Genomic DNA, 19,174 nt, shown 5'->3' with positions numbered 1-19,174 from the left:
TTGTTAGGTGAAGCTAACTGTTTTTTCATAACTGAGTTAGAGGTGTGTTACTATGAGATTGAAAAAAGTATTTGCAGGTGCACTTGCGGCCGCTATGCTGGTATGCGCTGTGGCAGTCCCGGCCTTCGCTGCGGAAGAGGTGGAACAGGAAAACTGCCTGACCTCCAGCTATGTCCAGATGAACATCCCCTACGCCGACTTCTACAAGGCTGCCGGTGTGGACAACGCATCTGAGATCGACGCTGTGACCAGCGCCACCAAGAACAAGACCCGTGCGGGCAACCTTGCCGCCGGTTCCTACCACGTCAACGCAGATGGCACCGACATCACCGGCGTTTCCTTCCCGGTCAAGGTGCTGACCCCGTGGGCGCTGGAGAACGCAAAGCAGGCCACCGATGCCGACAGCTACGACATTACCGTTACCCTGAAGGGCAAGGAATCCACCACCACCTACACCGGCGTAGATGCCTTGTTTGAGAACGAGAGCTACGCTTACTACAAGCTCAGTGAGACCCCTGCCTACTACATCACCGCATGGTATAACCTGCTGAGCGGCAAGTGGGAGTTTGGCAAGGTCAACGCCACCGAGACCACCGTAGAGGGCGCCACTGTGGAGCTGAATACCAACGGTCACCACACCACCTACGAGATGAAAATCTCCGGTTTTGATCTGGACTACAAGGCCAACAAGGTCTACGGCGTAGTTCTGACCACCGCCGATGGCAGTGAGTACGGCCTGCATCATGTGACCAACATCTGGCATGGTACCAAGCTGGGCTTCAATGCTGATGATCCTTACTTTGCATCCATCATCGGCAAGACGATTACTCAGATCACCTTCTACGCCGCCGACGGCGTGTATGTCCTGCCGGTCAATGTGGCGCTGTGAGGTCGCGGAAAGCTGCCTGATTTAGCAAATACAGTAACAAAACGGCAAGGTCGCTTGGCATCAGGCGGCCTTGCTTTTCCGTGTCAGGAGGAGTTGGAATGAACAAAAAACGATGCCATGCACTGCTGCCGCTGGTGCAGCTGCTCCCGACGGTGGCGACAGCGGCAGCTGTACTTTTTGCCCTGCCCCGCACCGTTCCGGTGCTGGCCGCCGTGCCGGAAAAGCTGACAACCGTGGTGGAGCAGCCTGTGGAAGCCGTTTCCTCCGAAGCGGAGGAAGAACCCCTGCCCAAGCTGCCCTATGCCGACGGCGTTTACGTCGGCTCTTCCCGGGGCTACGGCGGTGCCGTCCGAGTACAGGTCACCATGGGAAACGGCAGCATCACGGAGGTGGAGATCTTGGACGCATCCCACGAGACCAAGCAGTTTCTGCGGCGTGCCAAGCGGCTTTTGACCACCGTGGTGGAGACTCAGAGCTGGGAGGTGGATGCCGTTTCCGAGGCCACCTACACCAGCCGGGGCATTCTGGGCGCAGTGCAGAACGCCCTGACCGGCGAGGTGGTCAACAATCCCCTGCCGCCCCAGCCAAAGCCCGCCGCGCCGCTGGTGGTGGAGGAATTTACGGCTCCCTCCATCTACTTGGACGGCATCTACACTGCCGAAGCCATAGGCTTTGAGGGCAAAATTACGGTACAGGTCACGGTGGCAGAGGATAAGATCACCGATATCACGATCCTGAGCGCCGAGGACGAGGAGGAATATCTCTCCCGGGCAAAACAGGTCATCCCCGCCATTCTGGAGGGACAAAGCCCCAACGTGGATACTGTTTCCGGTGCCACCTACTCCTCCACCGGAATTCTGAACGCAGTCAAGCTGGCACTGGCAAAGGCCGCTGTTGCCCCGGCAGAGGAAACCGCACCGTCTGAAGCAGCAGAGCCCGGGGAAACGCCGGTCACCGCGCCCACCGTGGAGGTGGTGCAGCCGGAGGAAAAGAGCGCCGTTCCCGTGTGGCTCAAGGAAGTATGGCAGCAGCTTTTCCCGGCAGATGCACCGGCATCCTCTGAACCGGAACCGGCATCTTCTGAGGAAGTGCCGCCGACATCCGAGCCGGCACTGCCGCCGGAAGAGACCGGGATTGAATCTGAAACGGAAGGAGCAGCAGAATGAAATACAAAAATTTTCTCCTCCGGGCGGTGAACCTGCTGCTAATTTTGGGGGTACTGTGGCAATACCAGCAGGTGGCGCTGATCCGGGCAGCAGCGGTAAGCCAGCGCAAGCAGGAAATTGCCGAAGTTGAAGCCTACAATGCTTCCGTTTTGCAGGCGCAGAGCGCAGCACAGGCAGAGCAGAGCGGCTACCGGGACGGCATCTATGAGGGCAGCTCCTATGGTTTTGGCGATGTCATTCGGGTGTCGGTGACGATCCAGAACGGAAAAATGACCGATATTGCGGTGCTGGATGCTTCCGGCGAGGATAAGCCCTACTATAAGCAGGCGCTGCCTTTGCTGGACGAGATGCTGGCAGTGCAGTCTGCTGAGGTGGATACCGTTTCCGGCGCTACCCTCACAGCAGAAGGACTTATCGGTGCGGTAGAGAACGCACTGGGAAAGGCGGCAGGATGATGGAAAAAACACAGGCAAAGCCTTTAACAGCGGCGCAGCAGCGTCAGCGGGACAAAAAGCGCCGTACATGGCTGCGCACCGGGGTACAGTTGTTCTTCTTTGTGTCCATGCCGGGCGCATTCGTGGCCGGGTTTTCCGAGGTAAAACAGATCTTTCTGCACATCGGTGCAGGCGAGGTGCTCTCTGTGGACAGCTTCACACTTTCCCTGCTGGGGCTGTGCGGCTTCACCCTGCTTTTCGACCGTTTTTTCTGTGGGTACGCCTGCGCCTTCGGCAGCTTGGGCGATGCCGTCTGGGCGCTTTCCGGGCTTATTCAGAAAAAGCTGTTCCACCGCAAAAAGCAGCTCCGTCTGCCGGAGCGGGCGGTGCTTTTGGGGCAGAAGGTCAAATATCTGCTGCTGGCATGGCTGGTAGCACTGTATGTAACCCGGCAGGAAAAGATGCTGACCGGCGCAAGCCCGTGGGAGGTGTTTTCCCGCCTGACGGCTCTGCACCTGCCGCCGGAGGGCTTTGGTGTAGGCATCGGGCTGCTTGTGCTCATTTTGCTGGGTATGGCGGTGCAGCCCCGGTTCTTCTGTCAGTTCCTCTGCCCCATGGGAGCGGTGTTTGCCCTGCTGCCGGTGCTGCCATTTGCGCGGCTGCACCGGCAGAGCGACGGCTGCATCCCGGGCTGCAATGCCTGTAAACAGCAGTGCCCGGTGTGCCTGAAGCTGGAGGAAACCAGCCTGCGCAGCGGGGAATGCATCGCCTGTGAAGCCTGCGTTGGCACATGCCCCAAGCAGAACATCCACCGGTGGGATATGGCCCTGTGCAAGAGCCTGTGGCTGCCGGTGCTGGGTAAGGCGCTGCTCTTCTTCCTGCTGGGCTGCTGGCTGGGCTTTTGCCGATTCATCTGAACTAAAAAAGGAGGCTGCTGCGCAGTATTTGTGCAGCAGCCTCCTTTTGGCTGGGAGATCTATCATTTCGATACGCCGGAGCATCTGCAGGCGCTCCGGCGTACCATTTTTACAGGGAAGACTTCTGCTCCAACAGGTCTGTCATGCTGCGCAGGCTGATGCCTCGGTGCTTGTGGCCGCCGAGGCGATTTCAAACTGTGCGGAAATCCCCGCCTTTTCCACTAAGTCCTTCATCACAAATTCCGCCATAGGGCTGCGGCAGATATTCACATGATACTGATTTATTGAATTTACTGCAACATAATCTTGAAGTTTATGTAATGTATTTCGGTAACAAAGGTATTCAGCAAAAACCGTTTACGCTATATCATTTTTTGAGTAATTCCAATGCCCTGTCCATTGGTACGCAGTCTGCATATCGTTCAGGCCAGAGAAATTCATTATAGTAATGGTAAGCCTGTTCCCTAGTCATGTACTCATTGTCCTGCGTAGAATTTGCATAGGCAGGAACAATCATGTGTAAGCCATGCTCAAAACCAGCCTCTACCGTGGCATTGATACAGAAATCAGTCATAATGCCACAAATCATCACGTTTTTTTCTTCCTTTGCAGTCAGATACTCAAGCAGACCGCTCTCTTTTTTGAACGCACTGCATACGGACTTGATAAACCGTTTTTCATCAGGCATCGGTTGAAACTCGGAATAAACCTCAAACTCATCATCCCCGATAGAGAATCCGATATCAGATCCATCATCATGCTGTACATAAATAACTTCTATGCCTTGTTCTCGAGCTGCTCCAATCAGCTTTTTGATATTACCAACAAACTTTCTGAACTCATATAAGCGTTCATCCACGATACCATTCTGTGCATCTACAACCAATAAAACCATGAATAATCTCTCCTTTTTGAGCTTTTTGCTTTGATTCAAATAAACTAAATTCGTATATTATAACAGAGCGTAACTTCTGCTTCATACACCGATTCTGTATGAGAATCAAATAGCACCCATTCCACTAAATCAAACTGCCCCGGATATTCCATATCGGTCCCACAGTATGTATCACATAATGCCGTGGCAAACAAACAAGATCTTCTTCATCTTACTCTCCCAGCACCTCGCCCAGTGCCAGAACAGCGTTGCGGACGCACTCCGGGCACGGGCACAGCGGTGCGCCGTTCTCTATCCCCTTCAGATCCTTGCAGATGGTAGCACCGCACTTTTCCTGAAAGTTTTGCAGCAGCTCCTTGGAAATGCGGGGTGTGCCCTTGCCGTCGGTGACGATGCCCGCCACCATCACAGCGCCGATCAGTGCACCGCAGGTGCTCTCCATGCAGCCCATGCCGGCGGCATAGCCTGCGCCCAGCTTCATCAGGGTGTCGGCATCCACCGGCAGCTTGTCCTCAAATGCCTTCAGCACCGCCTGTGCACAGTTGCACTGTCCAGTAGCTTTCCATGCGGCAGCCTGTGCCGCCCGTTCTTCGATGTTCATTTTACAGTCCTCTTTCTTTGATGAATCGTAGTTTATTCGACATTATCATAAAATTCCTGATCACACTCTCCTGAAAATGCAGCATACAGTTCCCCATAAGTGACCGCTTTTCCTTCCAGCATCTCTGCCAAGCTCAAGCTGGCGCTTCTATCCGAGACCGTCGTTTCTTTTATCACTCTATCCCAACTGTCTGGTTTTTGTCCCAACCCATGCAAGTATAAAAACTTCATCTAATTTCCGCTCTCCTTCACACGTCCTGCTGCTTCCTTTCCAGCGCTTCAAAGTGATACCGTGGCTTTCCCCTGCTCTTTTTGCCGTACTCGATGGCTTCTTTGGGGCAGTAGCAGATGCACGCCATGCAGTGGGTGCAGTTCTTGCCCCAGACCGGTTTGCCGTTTTCCAGACGGATGTTGTTCAGGGGGCACAGCTCCACGCACTTACCGCAGCCGATACAGGCTTCCGTTGCCTGGAAGGCCTCCGCTTTTACCAAAAAGCGATAGAACACCGGGTTCACCGGGCCGCTCATAAAGCGGTCGTAGAGGTTGTCTCTCGGCGGGGGAAATTCCTGCCCGGCCTTGAGCTGGGTCAGCACCTTCTGAAGTACAGGCTCTGCCTGCTCCACAATGCTCTTTGCCTGCTCTTTTTGGGGTGCATTGAACATGGCAATGTAGTTTTCCGGCATGATGATCTGGGCAGTCCCCATATAATGCAGGTGTTTTTGCGCCGCAAGCTGCCGGTTATAGCCTGCCGCATTGCCGATTTCGCTGCCGCAATCCATCACAAACCAGATGCGCTCTGCCCCGGTCAGCTCGATCTTGCCCAGCCACTCCGACACCACCCGGGGGATGCGCCATGCGTAGGTAGGCGTGACCAGCACCACGTCACGCCCAGTCTGCACCGGGGCAGTATCCCCTGCCTTGATGCAGGCGTTCAGGTCGTAAAGCGGCATCTCCAACCCTTCGGCAATGCGCCGTGCCAGATACCGGCTGTTGCCGGTTCCCGAAAAATATAGTACCATGGTCATTTCCTCGTTTTTGCGTGTTTTTTAGATGTCTGTCTGCCCGGCAAACTGGAATTTGACACTTTGTATTTATCGAGAATACTCTTGAAACCATTTTACAAAGCGTGATTTATTGAAAATAATGAATTTATATAGTTCTCCATTTTTCATATTAACTGTTGCAATTGGAAAGACTATCCACTTCCAAGAGATTTCTTTTATTTCCTGCATCGGCAAAACTAAATTTCTGTATTTTTTGCCAACTGTAAGCTTGTTTGTCTTGTAAGTAAGCGACTGACTATCGAGGTACAGACCTCCTCCAACTATGCCATTGTGACACAAACTGCAAACAAAAGATTTCATAGAAACATCCCTCCATTAAATTCCGAGTTGTCGCTCTCCGTATACCATAGTCTCCGCACGCCAAAAAAGCCCTTTTCGGCAAGGTGTGCGCTTACACCTCCCCCGCAAACTTCATGCCCCAGCTCATGCGGGTGTCGTACATCAGGCGGGTCAGGGCAAGGCTGTCCTGCGGGGTGTAGCGGTCGCTGTCGGTACGCCCCAGCTTGACGCAGCGGCTTGCTTCCCGGATCTCATACTCAAAGCCGTTGATGTCCACCGGGCAGCGGATGACCTCCGGCTCTTTGCCCTCCACTTCCAGCGTCATGGTCTCGGCGTGCTGGAAATCCGGCAGAAAGATGCTGCCCTTTGTGCCAACGATGCGGGCGTTGCGCTCCAGTTCCTGCCCGATGGTCTGGACAGACTCTGCCTTGCAGCCGCCGGGGTAGGTCAGCGCAAGGCGGCTGTAATCGTCGGTGCCGTACTCGTTGATGTGCACCTCTTTGGTTTCCACCTTCTCCGGGTCCTGTCCGGTAAGGATGTACAGAAAGCCCAGATTGTAGATACCGATATCCAGCAGCGCACCGCCGCCCAGACCGGAATCAAACTTGCGATCCTTCCGGGCACCGGAGGCCACAAAGCCGTACTGACAGGTGATCTGCTTCAGCTCCCCGATGGTGCCCGCCGCAAGGAGCTGGCGCAGGCGGTCGTACAGCGGCAGCAGCCAGATCCAGAACGCCTCCATGAGAAAGAGGTGCTTTTTCTCCGCCAGACGGTACAGCTCCTGCGCCTGTTCCGGGGTGATGGTAAAGGGTTTTTCGCACAAAACGTGCTTGCCCTGCTCCAAGCAGAGCTTGCAGTTTTCGTAATGCAGGGTGTTGGGGGTGGCGATATAGATGGCCTCCACCTCCGGGTCGGCGGCAAGGGCTTCGTAGGAGTCATAGCAGCGGGGGATGCCGTACTGCTGCGCAAACGCCTGTGCGCTTTCCATGTGCCGTGAGCCCACGGCAACAAGCTGCTCCCCCCTCTGCGCCCATCTGTTCCACCGTAGATGCAAACTTTTTGGCAATGGTGCCGGTCGCTAAAATTCCCCACTTCATAACAGTACCTCCCGGTTTATTACTTTGGATTCGTTGCGTCCAGTATACCATGGTTTTCCCTTGCGGAAAAGATAGTGAAAAGCAAAAATGCCCCCGGAGGGCTCGTTCCAACTCTCCGGGGACAGATTCTATGCACCGGTATCTTTCATCTTGTTCCAAACATTCTCATTCATTATAATAGAGATAGAAAGAAGGTGCCAACATGAAACATCGCATTGTGACGGCTGCGCAGATGAAGGAAATTGAACGAGCCGGGGATGCCAACGGTCTGCCCTACCTGCAAATGATGGAAAATGCCGGACTGGCGGCTTACGCTGAACTGCAAAAACAGTTCCCACATTCCGGCAGGCTGCTGGTGGTCTGCGGAAAGGGCAACAACGGCGGCGATGGGTTCGTGATCGCCCGTGCCGCAGCAAAAGACGGCTGGAACGTGACCGTTCTTCTGGCTGAGGGCGAGCCGAAAACTGCTGATGCCATCCTCAATTTTGAGCGTCTGCACTCCCTGCCAGTGCACATCTGCACTGACGGTTCTGTACTGGAAACCCAGAGCTTTGCTGCCGTTGTGGATGCCCTCTACGGCACCGGGTTCTATGGTGAACTGCGGCCTTCCGGTCTTGCTGCCTGCGGGCTGATACGCCTTCTGCACAAAAGTGGTGCCTTTGTGCTGGCCGTAGACTTGCCCAGCGGCATCAACACGGATACCGGGGAGGTTGCCGAGGGTGCTGTCCATGCAGATTTGACCGTAACCTTCGACAGCTATAAGCCTTTGCATATCGCAGAATCTTCTGCGCCGCTGTGCGGAAAAATCGTCTGTGCCGACATTGGCATCCGGGACGAATGGCACCCGGAGTTTTGACGAGGCTTACCGCTGCGGAAAAGCACCTGCACGCAAAAGACCCCGGCAGCTTTCAAGGCACGCCGGGGTTCTTTTTGTCATTCTGCTGCAAAATGTCTGCACTTTCTTGGCAGAACGCAGAAAATACGGAAACCGCTTGATTTAGCTCGGTTTCCGCACTAGAATGGAAACCAGAAAAGCAAGCACAGTTTCCACAAGGAGGACGCTCATGCAGGAAAAGCTCGATGCGCTGGTGCGCACACAGGCGATGCAGTTATTCCGTCAACAGGGGCTGCATTTCACCATGCAGCAGGTGGCAGAGCCGCTGCACATCAGCAAAAAGACCATCTACACCGTTTACCCCTCCAAAGAGGCCCTTCTGCTGGACATGGTAGACCATGCCTTTGCGGAGATCCACCACTGCAAGCAGAAAATTCTGGCGGGCAGCGGTACTTTGCAGGAAAAGCTGCGGGCGGTCATCATTGCCATGCCGAAAGAATACGCCGCGCTGGACCTGCGGCAGATGAAGGAGCTGGACGAGAAATACCCGGTGGTGGCGGCGCGGGTGCGCAGTCAATTGGAAAACGGGTGGGAACCCACCATGGCGCTGCTGGAACAGGCTGTGGCAGAGGGGGTCATGCGTCCGGTGTCCCTGCCGGTGCTGCGGCAGATGATCACCGCGTCCATTGAGAGCTTTCTGGCAGACCGCAGTCTGGCAGAAAGCGGGGTGCAGTATGTGGCTGTACTGGAGGAAATGATCTCGATCTTACTGGAAGGAGTGCTGCCGCGATGAAACACAGTTTTTGCGATGATTGGGAGTTTACCCACCACTGGACCGAAGCCTTTGGCAAGGGGCTGCCGGTGCCAAAACAGCAAGCCGTCCGCTTGCCCCATACCTGCCGGGAGGTGCCGCTACACTATGCCTCTCCGGCCGATTACGAGATGGTCTGCGGCTACCGCAAACGGTTCCGGGTGCCGCCGGTGCAGGCTGCGCCCCGGCTGTTCCTCCGCTTTGACGGAGCTGCTCATCAGGCGGTGGTGTGGGTCAACGGCAAGGTTGCCGGGCAGCACCGGGGCGGCTATACCGGCTTTGCGGTGGAGATCACAGACCTTGTGGACCGGGAGGGTGAAAACCTGCTGACCGTGCAATTGGATACCCGTGAAGACCCGGCCATTCCACCCTTTGGCTTTGTCATCGACTACCTGACCTACGGCGGGCTGTACCGGGAGGTCTGGCTGGAAGCTACGGCAGAGAGCCGCCTGACCGATTTGTTCGTCTACACGCCCACCCTACATGATGCCGTGGTGCAGTGGACGGCAGAGCTCACACCCGCAGCCGTGGCGGTCCGCATCCGGCTGGAGACCGCAGACGGCACCCTGCTGGCAGAGCAGACCGCACAGGCGGCAGAAACCGGGAAGATGCAGTTTTCCGTCCCGGACGCACAGCCGTGGGATACAGAGAATCCGGTTTTGCATCATGCCGTGGCAGAGCTTTTGAACGCAGCCGGACAGCCCATCGACCGCAAACAGGTGACGTTTGGCTTCCGCACAGCGGAATTCAAGGCAGATGGCTTCTACCTCAACGGCAAAAAGACCTTTCTGCGGGGTCTGAACCGACACCAGAGCTACCCTTACATCGGCTATGCCGCGCCGGAAAGCCTACAGCGGGAGGATGCCCGCATTTTGCAGGAGGAACTGCACTGCACCGCCGTGCGCACCAGCCACTACCCCCAAAGCCCATATTTTCTGGACGAGTGCGACCGGCGGGGTCTGCTGGTGTTCACCGAACTGCCGGGCTGGCAGCACATCGGGGACGACAACTGGAAGGACGCCGCCTGTGAAATGCTGCGGGAGATGCTCCTGCAAAACCGCAGCCACCCCAGCATCATCCTGTGGGGCGTGCGCATCAACGAGAGCGTGGACGACGATGCCTTCTACACCCGCACAAATCAGATCGCCCATCAGCTGGACCCCAGCCGTGCTACCTCCGGTGTGCGGTATCTGGAAAAAAGCCATCTGCTGGAGGATGTCTACGCCTACAACGATTTTTCCCACAACGGCGTAACGCCCGGTGCAAAGCCCAAAAAGGACGTGACCCCCGATATGGGCAAGGCGCTGCTCATCTCGGAGTGCAACGGTCACATGTACCCCGCCAAAGCCTTTGACGATGGCCCTCATCGACAGGAGCACGCCTTGCGGCACGTCCGGGTGCAGAACGCCGCCTATGCCAGCGGAGAGCACGCCGGGTGCTTTGGCTGGTGTATGTTCGACTACCAGACCCACAAGGATTTTGGCTCCGGGGATCGCATCTGCTACCACGGGGTGCTGGACAGCTTCCGCAACCCCAAATTGGCGGCAGCGGTCTATGCCAGTCAGGGTGACGCTGACCCGGTGCTGGCGGTCAGCTCCTCCATGGACATTGGCGATAACCCCGCCGGGCAGCTGGGCACGGCCTATGTTTTCAGCAATGCCCAGCAGATAAAGCTTTACAAAAACGATGTGTTTGTCACCGCTCTGCGCCGCAGCGAGTGGACGGCGCTGCCCCACCCGCCCTTTGTGATGGACGATCCCATTGGCGAGTTGCTGGAAACGCAGGAGCATTTTTCGCCGTCCAAAGCGGCCGCTGTACGGGACTGCCTGCTGGCTGCCGGGAAATACGGCTTGGCAGGGCTGCCGCTGGCCTACAAGGTCAAATTCGGCTGGTGTATGCTGCACTACAAAATGACCTTTGAGGATGGCGTAGCCCTCTACGGCAAGTACGTCGGCAACTGGGGCGGCGAGGCCACCCGCTGGCGGTTCGATGCTGTACAGGATGGCAACGTGGTGCGCAGCGTGACCCTCTGCCCCAGTGCAAAGCTGCACTTGGAAGTCAAGGTCAGCCGGACGGCTCTTCGGGAAAAAGATACTTACGATATGGCGGCTGTCCGGGTGCGCATTCTGGACGAGAATGGCACCCCTGCCCCCTACGCACAGTTCCCGGTGCAGTTTGCGGTGGAGGGCAGCGCCGCCCTTGTGGGTCCACAGACCGCCGTTGCCGAGGGCGGCATGACCGGAACCTATCTGCGCACCGTGGGCACTGCCGGAGAAGCCCTGCTGACCGTTTCTGCACCGCAGACCCAGCCCGTTGTGCTACGGTTCACCATTGAAAAGGAGGACGCTGTATGGAACTGACCCTGAAACAGAAAACCGCATTTGGTATTGGTGCCGTGGGCAAGGATATGGTATATGCCCTGTCGGCTTCTTACGTCATGTATTATTATCAGGATGTGCTGGGGCTTTCGGCCAGCTTTGTGGGCGTCGTGCTCATGGCGGCCCGGTTCTTTGATGCCTTCAACGACCCCTTTATGGGAGTTCTGGTGGCAAAGACCCGCACCCGCTGGGGCCGTTTCCGTCCGTGGATCTTTTCCGGCACGCTGCTCAATGCGCTGGTGCTCTACGCCCTGTTTGCCGCCCCGGTGCTGGACGAAGCGGCGTTGATGGTCTACTTCAGCGTGGTGTACATCCTGTGGGGCATCACCTATACCATGATGGATATCCCCTACTGGTCCATGATCCCGGCCGTGACCCGCACCCCAAAAGATAGGGAGAACCTCTCCATGGTAGGGCGCACCTGTGCAGGCGTTGGCTCTGCCCTTATCGCTATGTTCACCATGCTGCTGGTGGGAGCCCTTGGCGGCGACAGCGAGCGCGCTGGCTTCCGCTGGGTGGCATTGATCGTAGCGGCAATTTTTGCAGTGACAGAGCTGGTGTGCTGCATTTCCATGAAAGAAACCACCCCCAGTGAGATGAAGACCGCCACCGTAAAGGAGATGTTCTCCGCCCTGTTCCGCAACGATCAGGCTATGGTAGTGGTGGGCAGCATCGTGCTGATCAACTCGGCGCTGTACCTTACCTCCAACTTCATCATCTATTTCTTCAAATACGACCTTGGCGGTGCAGGCTGGAAAGCCACCTACACCCTGTTTTCCACCGTGGGCGGTGCGGCGCAGATTCTTGGCATGATGGTGCTTTACCCCTTGCTGCGTAAAAAGTTCAGCAGTACGCAGGTATTTTACCTGAGCCTTTTGCTGGCGCTGTGCGGCTACGGCACGCTGCTGGTGTTCTGCCTGACCGGCCTGTCCCACAGCCTTGCCCTGCTGTGCATTCCGGGCGTGGTGGTGTTCGCCTGCAACGGGATGCTGACCGTGCTGACCACCCTGTTCCTTTCCAACAGCGTGGATTACGGTCAGCTCAAGACCGGACGCCGGGAGGAGAGCGTCATCTTTTCCATGCAGACCTTTGTGGTCAAGGCTGCCTCCGGTGTGGCGGTATTCCTGACCGGCATCGGGCTGGACCTCATCGGTCTTGTGGGCAATACGGAGGAGACCGGCCCGGTGGCAGTACAAAGCGCCGGAACCCTGCTGGGTCTGCGCCTGATGATGACCGTTCTGCCCATGCTGGTGCTGGCTGGTGCGCTGATGCTGTTCCGCCGCAAGTTTGTTCTGACCGATGCCCGCGCTGCCGAGATCAGCGCACAGCTCCACGGGGAGGAAGCGCACCATGACTGAAACGCTGCACTGGTACGCGGAAACTTCCGGCGGCGTACAGACAGGCAACTGCACGGTCACGGAGAATGGCGGTGCGCTGCATCTGACGGCAGACCTGCCCGCCGGGACGCTGAAGGCGGTGCGTGCCGAGATGCCGTGGACGATGGAAGCAGACGAGCGTCTGTTCATGAACGGCTACCAGACATGGACCTACAGCCCGGAGCTGGACCGGAACGGCAAGCTGCGCGGCACCGACCACATCCCCGGCTTTCTGCGCAAAAAATATGCCTTTGACCGCTACGGCGATTATCATTTTGTGTCTTACGGACATCAAAAGGGGCAGAGCCACGGCTTTTCCTACTGCTATTTCCGCAAGAGCACACAGTTCCGGCTGGTGGCATCGCTGGACGAGAAGCCGGGCTACACCATCCTCCGCTACGACAGCGGCAAAGCCCTGCTGACGCTGGAGCGTGACTGCGCCGGGGTGGAGCATCCCGGCGGCAGTTTCCCACTCCTTGACCTGTTTTTTGCCGAGGGCGGCGAGACCGAGGTATTCGACGGCTGGTTTCAGGCTATGGGCATCAAGCCCCGGACTGAAAAGAAGCTGGCAGGCTATTCCAGTTGGTACAACCGCTATCAGGACATCACCGAGGATACCATCCGGGAGGACCTGACCGGATGCCGCAGCCTGCTTTGCCCGGGAGACCTGTTCCAGATCGACGATGGCTGGGAGCCGGAGGTGGGCGACTGGCTGGAAACAGATGCACAGAAATTCCCCCACGGGCTGAAAGGCATGGTGAAGGAAATTCACGCCGCCGGATTTCAGGCTGGGCTATGGCTTGCACCCTTTGTGTGCGAAAAGGACTCTGCCTTGTTCCAGCAGCATCCGGACTGGCTGCTGAAAGTGGACGGCAAACCGTGGTGCTGCGGCTGCAACTGGAGTAGTTTCTATGCGCTGGATCTCGACAACCCGTCCGTGCTGGACTATCTGCGCCGGGTATTTGACCGGGTGCTGAACGACTGGGGCTTCGACCTTGTCAAGCTGGATTTTCTGTACGGTGCTGCCCCCTTTGGCAACGCCCGCGAGAGCCGGGCAGCCCGGATGTACCGTGCTATGGAGCTTTTGCGCACATGGTGCGGGCAAAAGCGGATTCTCGGCTGCGGCGTACCGGTGATGTCGGCTTTCGGGCTGGTGGATTACTGCCGTGTCAGCTGTGACGTAGGGCTGGACTGGGACGATGTGTGGTATATGCGCCTGTTCCACCGGGAGCGGGTGTCCACAAAGCAGGCCATCAACAACACGCTATTCCGGCGGCAGCTCAATGGCCGTGCCTACGGCAGCGACCCGGATGTGTTCTTCCTCCGGGAGGAAAACTGCAAGTTGACGGCAGAGCAAAAACGCACCCTTGCCACGGTCAATGCCCTGCTGGGCAATGTGTTCCTCACCTCGGATATGCCGTCCCACTATACAGAGGCGCAGCGGGCAGAATACCGCCGTCTGCGCACCCTCTTTGAGCACGCCACGCAGGTGCAGGCAGAAGCGGAAAACGACCATCTCTATATCCGGTATCTGCTGGACGGAACTCCACAAAAATTATGTTTCGACCTGTTCTGACAGTGCGAACAAACCACAACAAAACCACACCCGCCCATGTACTGTGCTTTGCACACAATACGCAGGCGGGTGTTTTGCTGTTCTTCCGGTACGATCCTCAGTTTTTTAAATACAGCTTGGGTCTGTGCAGCACCGACGGTGTCACATCCTGCGCTCAAGGTTCTGCCGGAGCAGCTCGTACGCCGCCCGCAGATCCTCCGGCAGACGCTTCAAGGTCTCTGCCCGCAGTTCCTGTGGCATCCCGTAAAAGGCTTCGGCAATGCCGCCGGTGATGCAGGCAAGGGTGTCGCAGTCACCGCCCAGAGAGACTGCATTGCGGAGCGCATCTTCAAAGCCGGTGCTTTCCAAAAAGGCGACGATGGCCTCCGGCACGGTCTGCTGACAGGTCTCCACATGGCGATAGCCCGAACGAATCTCATAGCAGGTGCGGCTCAAATCGTAGCCGAAAGTCTGCTCCACATACTGCCGGTTCGCCGGGTTGACGATGGCATCCGCTGTTACCTTGGTGATGTCGTTGCGGATCATCAAAAAAGGCATGCTGATTCCTCCCTCACATGGCTTTCTTCATTCCATCCCATTTTCATGTTTCCCGCTGCTCCACGATTTCCAGACTGTCCCGCCCGACATGGCAGAGCAAGAACAGCACCCTCACACCTGCGGCTTTCGCTTCGGCCAGCGCTGTGCCAAACTCCGGCTGCGTGCCAACATTCGGCCTCACCTCGGTGATGCCTTCCATCTGGATCACAAAGGCTACTGCGCACCGATACCCTGCCCGCTGTGCCTGCGCTAACTCGTGCAAGTGCTTCACGCCCCGTTCGGTGGGCGCATCCGGGAAATAACCGATGCCGCCCACTTCCAGTGTGCAGCCTTTGACTTCCAGCAGGTATTTCTGTTCGCCCTTTTCCATGTAAAAATCGATACGGGATTTTCCGTATGCAAACTCCGGCCTAACAAGGTCAAATTCCTGCTTTGAGAGCCATTCTCCTACCACCTTGTTGGGTGCCTGACTGTCCATGTTGACCCAGCCAAGTTCCTGCTTGCGTACCGCCACAAGGTCGTATTTTGTCTTGCGCTTCGGGTTGTCCGACACTTCCAGATGCACCGCCGCACCGGGCAGCAGCAGTTCTCTGCACCGCCCGGTGTTTTTGACATGGACGGTTTCCACCGTGCCGTTCACATCTACATGGGCAATAAAACGGTTGGGGCGGTCAAGAAAAATGCCGTCCGCGATCTCTCTGTATTTCAATGTTTACTCCATTTTTGTCTGATACGCCTGCGCCGTCCGGGCGTCAAAGCAGCAGAAGATGACCCTCATATCGTAGTTGGCGTGGCTTTGCAGCCAATCGGTCACTGTATCCACCGCAATTTGGGTGGCGGCATCCAGCGGATAGCCATACACGCCCGTAGAAATTGCCGGGAAGGCGATGCTGTGGATGTCGTAGGTCTTTGCCAGCTCCAGCGAATTGCGGTAGCAGTCTGCCAACTGCACAGCATCCTCCGAGGTACCAGAGTAGATGGAGCCCACCGTATGGATGATATACTTTGCTTTCAACCGGTAGCCCTTGGTGATCTTCGCTTCGCCGGTGCGGCAGCCGTGCAGGGTGCGGCACTCTGCAAGCAGTTCCGGCCCTGCTGCCCGGTGAATGGCCCCATCCACGCCACCGCCGCCCAGCAGGCTGCGGTTGGCCGCATTCACGATGCAGTCACAGTCCAGCTTGGTAATGTCTCCCTGCACTACTTGAATCTGATTCTTGATTTTTGGGGGAATCGTTGCAGACACCTCACTTTTTGAGCAGTTTCAGTGCCTTATCCATAGGCACGCAGCTAGCATAGAGATCTGGCCAGAGGAATTCATTGTAATAGCGATAGCTCTGCTCTCCTGTCATGTACTCGTTGTCCTGCGTGGAATTTGCATAGGCAGGGACGATCATATGAAAATCGTGCTCAAAGCCTGCTTCTATCGTTGCATTGATGCAGAAGTCGGTCATGATGCCGCAGACCATCACATCTTTTTCGCCCTTTGCGGTCAGATATTCCAGCAATCCGCTCTCTTTCTTGAAAGCGTTGCATACAGTCTTGACGAACCGTTTTTCGGTCTGCAGTGGTGCAAACTCAGAATAGATATCAAACTCATCATCCCCGATGGAGAAACCGGTGCCGGGCCCATCGTCATGCTGGACATAGACGACCTCGATTCCCTGTTCGCGGGCAGTCCGGATCAGCTCCTTGATGTTGCTGACAAACGTTTCAAACGCATACAGGCGTTCATCCACGATACCTTTCTGTGTATCCACAACCAGTAAAACCATGTGTAAGCCCTCCTGTTTTTCTTTGGTTTCATTCTACCACAGACCACCGGTTTCTACAAACGGCTTCAAAAATCCACATAGACAAAACCTGTGTTTCACCTGCGGGGCTTGAGTCAGCTCCCCATACCGAGGAGCACCAGCACGACCACCACCGCAATGGCGATGAGGCAACCGCAACCGCTGCCATCTCCCCCGCCGCCATTGTTGTGATTTCCGCCGCCAGACGAACCGCCAAAGTTGCGGTTGAAAGCCGTCATGTACTGGGCATAGCCCGTGTCGCCTTTGCCGAAATAGCCGTAATCACCGTTTGCCATTGTATTTTCCTCCGTCTGAAGTGTGTTTTGCTTCTTCTGAGGTCATTTTACCGGAAGAGGTGTCCCATAAACATCTCTTCCAGCATTTTTTGTCATCTCATTCTTCCCCGATGCCCAGATACACATCAATGTCCATGATGCCTTCCCCGCTGACCTCCACCAGATCTTCAAAGGGCACCACGGTGTCTCCCACCTGCAAGGTGCGGAACACCGGGTCGATGCGGTCTGCTTTTCCGGTCAGGGTGATGTAATTGCCCACCGCCGGAACCTCCGGGTGGGCGGTATCCTCTTTGAAGTACTGCACTGTGATGGTCATGCCTTTCGTGACTTGCATCAGCCGATCGGACAGGGCGGACATTTCTTCCTCGGTCAGAATGCGCTTGGGTACACGCTCGGTGCGCTGCTTTTCTGCGGCAAGCTGCTCGTCGTAGCCCCGCAGCGGAGAGAAGGGCGAAAATATTTTGGCACGGTTCTGAAGGGTCATGCGGGGGTGCTTGCGGAGGGATTCTTCGGTCTGGGGGCGTTCCATCTCCAGAATGTCCCCGTACTTTTGGGCGGTCTCCAGCCCGATTTTGCTATTTTTGTAGTTTCCCATCTGAACCTCCTGCGCTGTGACCGCCAATCTGTGCGTTGCGCTGGCGCATGGTGGCATCTTCTTCGTAGCTGCTGGCTTTCAGCACGGCGTTTTTGCCGTACTTGTTCTTGATGCCCAGCATGGCTTGCTGGAGTTTTTTCTCCTTTTCCAGCTTCTTGGTGTCGGTGAAAAAATCCACCTGATAGATGCCCTCGTCCGGCGTGACCTTGTTGGCGTTGATGGTAATGCGCCGCACCGTCAGCGCCGGGTCGGTGATGCGCTCAAACAGCTTTGCGCTTTCGTTGATGAGGGTGCTGCCCAGATTGGTAGGGGCATCAAACCGGACGGTGCCGTGCGCCGCTTTGGGGATGATTCTGCCGTAGCGGTCGGTCTGGGTCAGACCGCGGTAGCCGCCCTTGTCCACGTTCTCCCGGTCGTAGCCGATCTCCAAGGTGATGGATTCTGTCACCATTTTCTTTTCCGTGAGCCGGAACATCAGAATCTCCGCCATCTCTCGGACGATGAGCTTTGCCTTGTCGTTGGGGTAGGGGCAGGTCAGCACCTGCCCCTCGCTGATGCTGTTGGTGCTGGGCTTGTAGCTTTTGATCTCAGCCATACCGCAGGGTTCGTAGCCCCATGCGTGGTCAATGAGAATTTCCGCATCCACGCCGAAAATTTCATACAGACGATCTTCTCCGTAGATAGAAAACCGTGCCAAGTCCCCCATCGTATAAATGCCGTGGGCTTCCAGCCTCTTGACGGTACCAGGGCCTGTCATCCAGAAATCCGTCAGCGGGCGATGGTTCCACAGCAGATACCGGTAGGACTGCTCGTCCAACTCCGCAATGCGAACACCATCCTTGTCCGCCGGGATGTGCTTTGCCACAATGTCCATGGCCAGTTTTGCAAGGTAGAGGTTGGTGCCGATGCCTGCCGTTGCGGTGATGCCGGTGTTGTACAGCACCTCCCGCACCATGGTCATGGCAAGCTCATGGGCACTCATGTGGTAATAGGGCAGATAGCCCGTCACATCAATGAAAACCTCGTCAATGGAGTAGGGGTAGATATCCGCCGGAGACACATATTTGAGGTAGGTCTTGTAGATCTGGGTGGACACATCCAGATACCGCTGCATCCGGGGCGGCGCAACAATGTAGCTCAACCCCAGTGCAGGGTCTGTGTTCAGGGCGTTGGCATCGAAAGAGGTGCTGGCAAAGCGGTACTGGCCATCCTCCCCACGCACTGCCTTGTGTTGTTGGATGGCAGTTTGCAGCCGCTGGGTGTTGACCTCCCGGACACGCTGGACGGCTTCAAACAGCCGCGCTCTGCCGGGTATCTTGTATGCTTTTAAGGAGGGCGACACCGCAAGGCAGATAGTCTTTTCGGTGCGGGATGCGTCTGCCACCACCAGATTGGTGGTCAAGGGGTCCAGATGGCGGTCTACGCACTCCACCGAGGCATAGAAGCTTTTCAGGTCGATTGCCAGATAGGTGCGCTGCGCTGCCATGATTCAGCCCTCCTTTGCAAAAGTCACAACTATTTATCTTATTATAATAAATCTTTACGCTGTTTTCAAGATGGAACGCTATTTTATCTGTGATATAGACAACAAAAAAGAGTGGCAGCATTTCAAGCTGAAACGCTGTCACTCTGTAGGAAC

22 protein-coding genes and 1 pseudogene are annotated in these 19,174 nt (G+C 56.3%); 9 read left to right on the top strand and 14 right to left on the bottom strand.

Annotation, left to right across the window (positions count from 1 at the left end):
• Positions 1-52: 52 nt before the first annotated feature.
• From MTP42_RS05790 to MTP42_RS05775, 4 genes are all read left to right on the top strand, one after another.
• Entirely contained in the window at positions 53-889 is an 837-nt protein-coding gene (locus tag MTP42_RS05790) for a hypothetical protein (protein ID WP_249258167.1), read from the top strand.
• A 98-nt stretch (positions 890-987) separates the two neighbouring features.
• Positions 988-2,055: an FMN-binding protein gene (locus MTP42_RS05785; protein WP_249258166.1), complete on the top strand. Its 1,068-nt coding sequence runs from the start codon at positions 988-990 to the stop codon at positions 2,053-2,055.
• On the top strand, positions 2,052-2,510 hold the full coding sequence (locus MTP42_RS05780; protein WP_249258165.1) for an FMN-binding protein: 459 nt from the start codon (positions 2,052-2,054) through the stop codon (positions 2,508-2,510). Before MTP42_RS05785 ends, MTP42_RS05780 begins: the two co-directional genes overlap by 4 nt.
• Complete coding sequence (locus MTP42_RS05775; protein ID WP_249258164.1) at positions 2,507-3,406, top strand: 4Fe-4S binding protein; 900 nt, start codon at positions 2,507-2,509, stop codon at positions 3,404-3,406. Before MTP42_RS05780 ends, MTP42_RS05775 begins: the two co-directional genes overlap by 4 nt.
• Before the next feature lie 162 nt (positions 3,407-3,568).
• Here MTP42_RS05775 and MTP42_RS05770 read toward each other — a convergent pair.
• The 7 genes and pseudogenes from MTP42_RS05770 to MTP42_RS05740 all read right to left on the bottom strand — a co-directional run.
• Positions 3,569-3,691: pseudogene (locus MTP42_RS05770) on the bottom strand (arsenate reductase/protein-tyrosine-phosphatase family protein); the annotation flags it as partial.
• An 82-nt stretch (positions 3,692-3,773) separates the two neighbouring features.
• A complete protein-coding gene (locus MTP42_RS05765) occupies positions 3,774-4,301 on the bottom strand; it encodes an isochorismatase family protein (RefSeq protein WP_249258163.1) in 528 nt (175 codons plus the stop codon).
• Between the two features lie 211 nt (positions 4,302-4,512).
• Positions 4,513-4,902 carry a C-GCAxxG-C-C family protein gene (locus tag MTP42_RS05760; protein ID WP_005934047.1) on the bottom strand — a complete coding sequence of 130 codons (390 nt, stop codon included), beginning with the start codon at positions 4,900-4,902 and terminating at the stop codon, positions 4,513-4,515.
• Between the two features lie 32 nt (positions 4,903-4,934).
• Complete coding sequence (locus MTP42_RS05755) at positions 4,935-5,132, bottom strand: hypothetical protein (RefSeq protein ID WP_249258162.1); 198 nt, start codon at positions 5,130-5,132, stop codon at positions 4,935-4,937.
• Positions 5,133-5,149: 17 nt separating this feature from the next.
• Positions 5,150-5,920, bottom strand: coding sequence for an EFR1 family ferrodoxin (locus tag MTP42_RS05750; RefSeq protein WP_249258303.1), 771 nt, complete (start codon positions 5,918-5,920; stop codon positions 5,150-5,152).
• 72 nt (positions 5,921-5,992) lie between these two features.
• The gene (locus tag MTP42_RS05745; protein ID WP_227623080.1) at positions 5,993-6,265 is read right to left on the bottom strand and encodes a hypothetical protein; all 273 of its coding nucleotides are present in this window, start codon (positions 6,263-6,265) and stop codon (positions 5,993-5,995) included.
• 91 nt (positions 6,266-6,356) lie between these two features.
• Positions 6,357-7,232, bottom strand: a complete 876-nt coding sequence (locus tag MTP42_RS05740; protein WP_442899455.1) for a Gfo/Idh/MocA family protein — start codon at positions 7,230-7,232, stop codon at positions 6,357-6,359.
• A 311-nt stretch (positions 7,233-7,543) separates the two neighbouring features.
• Here MTP42_RS05740 and MTP42_RS05735 point away from each other — a divergent pair, with 311 nt between their 5' ends.
• From MTP42_RS05735 to MTP42_RS05715, 5 genes are all read left to right on the top strand, one after another.
• Entirely contained in the window at positions 7,544-8,197 is a 654-nt protein-coding gene (locus MTP42_RS05735; protein ID WP_249258161.1) for an NAD(P)H-hydrate epimerase, read from the top strand.
• A gap of 208 nt (positions 8,198-8,405) precedes the next feature.
• The gene (locus MTP42_RS05730; protein ID WP_249258160.1) at positions 8,406-8,969 is read left to right on the top strand and encodes a TetR/AcrR family transcriptional regulator; all 564 of its coding nucleotides are present in this window, start codon (positions 8,406-8,408) and stop codon (positions 8,967-8,969) included.
• The gene (locus MTP42_RS05725) at positions 8,966-11,347 is read left to right on the top strand and encodes a glycoside hydrolase family 2 protein (protein WP_249258159.1); all 2,382 of its coding nucleotides are present in this window, start codon (positions 8,966-8,968) and stop codon (positions 11,345-11,347) included. Before MTP42_RS05730 ends, MTP42_RS05725 begins: the two co-directional genes overlap by 4 nt.
• Complete coding sequence (locus tag MTP42_RS05720) at positions 11,338-12,723, top strand: glycoside-pentoside-hexuronide (GPH):cation symporter (protein ID WP_249258158.1); 1,386 nt, start codon at positions 11,338-11,340, stop codon at positions 12,721-12,723. Before MTP42_RS05725 ends, MTP42_RS05720 begins: the two co-directional genes overlap by 10 nt.
• The gene (locus MTP42_RS05715) at positions 12,716-14,317 is read left to right on the top strand and encodes a glycoside hydrolase family 36 protein (RefSeq protein ID WP_249258157.1); all 1,602 of its coding nucleotides are present in this window, start codon (positions 12,716-12,718) and stop codon (positions 14,315-14,317) included. The genes MTP42_RS05720 and MTP42_RS05715 overlap by 8 nt, the downstream gene beginning before the upstream one ends.
• A 141-nt stretch (positions 14,318-14,458) precedes the next feature.
• Here MTP42_RS05715 and MTP42_RS05710 read toward each other — a convergent pair whose 3' ends face one another.
• The 7 genes from MTP42_RS05710 to MTP42_RS05680 form a co-directional block, all read right to left on the bottom strand.
• Positions 14,459-14,854: an ADP-ribosylglycohydrolase family protein gene (locus MTP42_RS05710; protein WP_249258156.1), complete on the bottom strand. Its 396-nt coding sequence runs from the start codon at positions 14,852-14,854 to the stop codon at positions 14,459-14,461.
• A gap of 43 nt (positions 14,855-14,897) precedes the next feature.
• Positions 14,898-15,563 (bottom strand): DNA/RNA nuclease SfsA, encoded by a 666-nt coding sequence (sfsA, locus tag MTP42_RS05705; RefSeq protein ID WP_249258155.1) that lies wholly within the window; start codon positions 15,561-15,563, stop codon positions 14,898-14,900.
• Between the two features lie 3 nt (positions 15,564-15,566).
• Positions 15,567-16,097: an O-acetyl-ADP-ribose deacetylase gene (locus MTP42_RS05700; protein ID WP_249258154.1), complete on the bottom strand. Its 531-nt coding sequence runs from the start codon at positions 16,095-16,097 to the stop codon at positions 15,567-15,569.
• A 1-nt stretch (position 16,098) separates the two neighbouring features.
• Complete coding sequence (locus MTP42_RS05695) at positions 16,099-16,626, bottom strand: isochorismatase family protein (RefSeq protein WP_249258153.1); 528 nt, start codon at positions 16,624-16,626, stop codon at positions 16,099-16,101.
• Positions 16,627-16,739: 113 nt separating this feature from the next.
• A complete protein-coding gene (locus MTP42_RS05690; protein ID WP_249258152.1) occupies positions 16,740-16,940 on the bottom strand; it encodes an HFLK protein in 201 nt (66 codons plus the stop codon).
• A gap of 97 nt (positions 16,941-17,037) precedes the next feature.
• On the bottom strand, positions 17,038-17,535 hold the full coding sequence (locus tag MTP42_RS05685; protein WP_249258151.1) for a hypothetical protein: 498 nt from the start codon (positions 17,533-17,535) through the stop codon (positions 17,038-17,040).
• Positions 17,516-19,021: a Y-family DNA polymerase gene (locus MTP42_RS05680; protein ID WP_249258150.1), complete on the bottom strand. Its 1,506-nt coding sequence runs from the start codon at positions 19,019-19,021 to the stop codon at positions 17,516-17,518. Before MTP42_RS05680 ends, MTP42_RS05685 begins: the two co-directional genes overlap by 20 nt.
• Positions 19,022-19,174: the final 153 nt, after the last annotated feature.

The organism is Faecalibacterium sp. I2-3-92, assembly GCF_023347315.1.
Lineage (GTDB): Bacteria > Bacillota > Clostridia > Oscillospirales > Ruminococcaceae > Faecalibacterium > Faecalibacterium duncaniae.
This window is presented reverse-complemented; position numbering and strand designations above follow the sequence as displayed.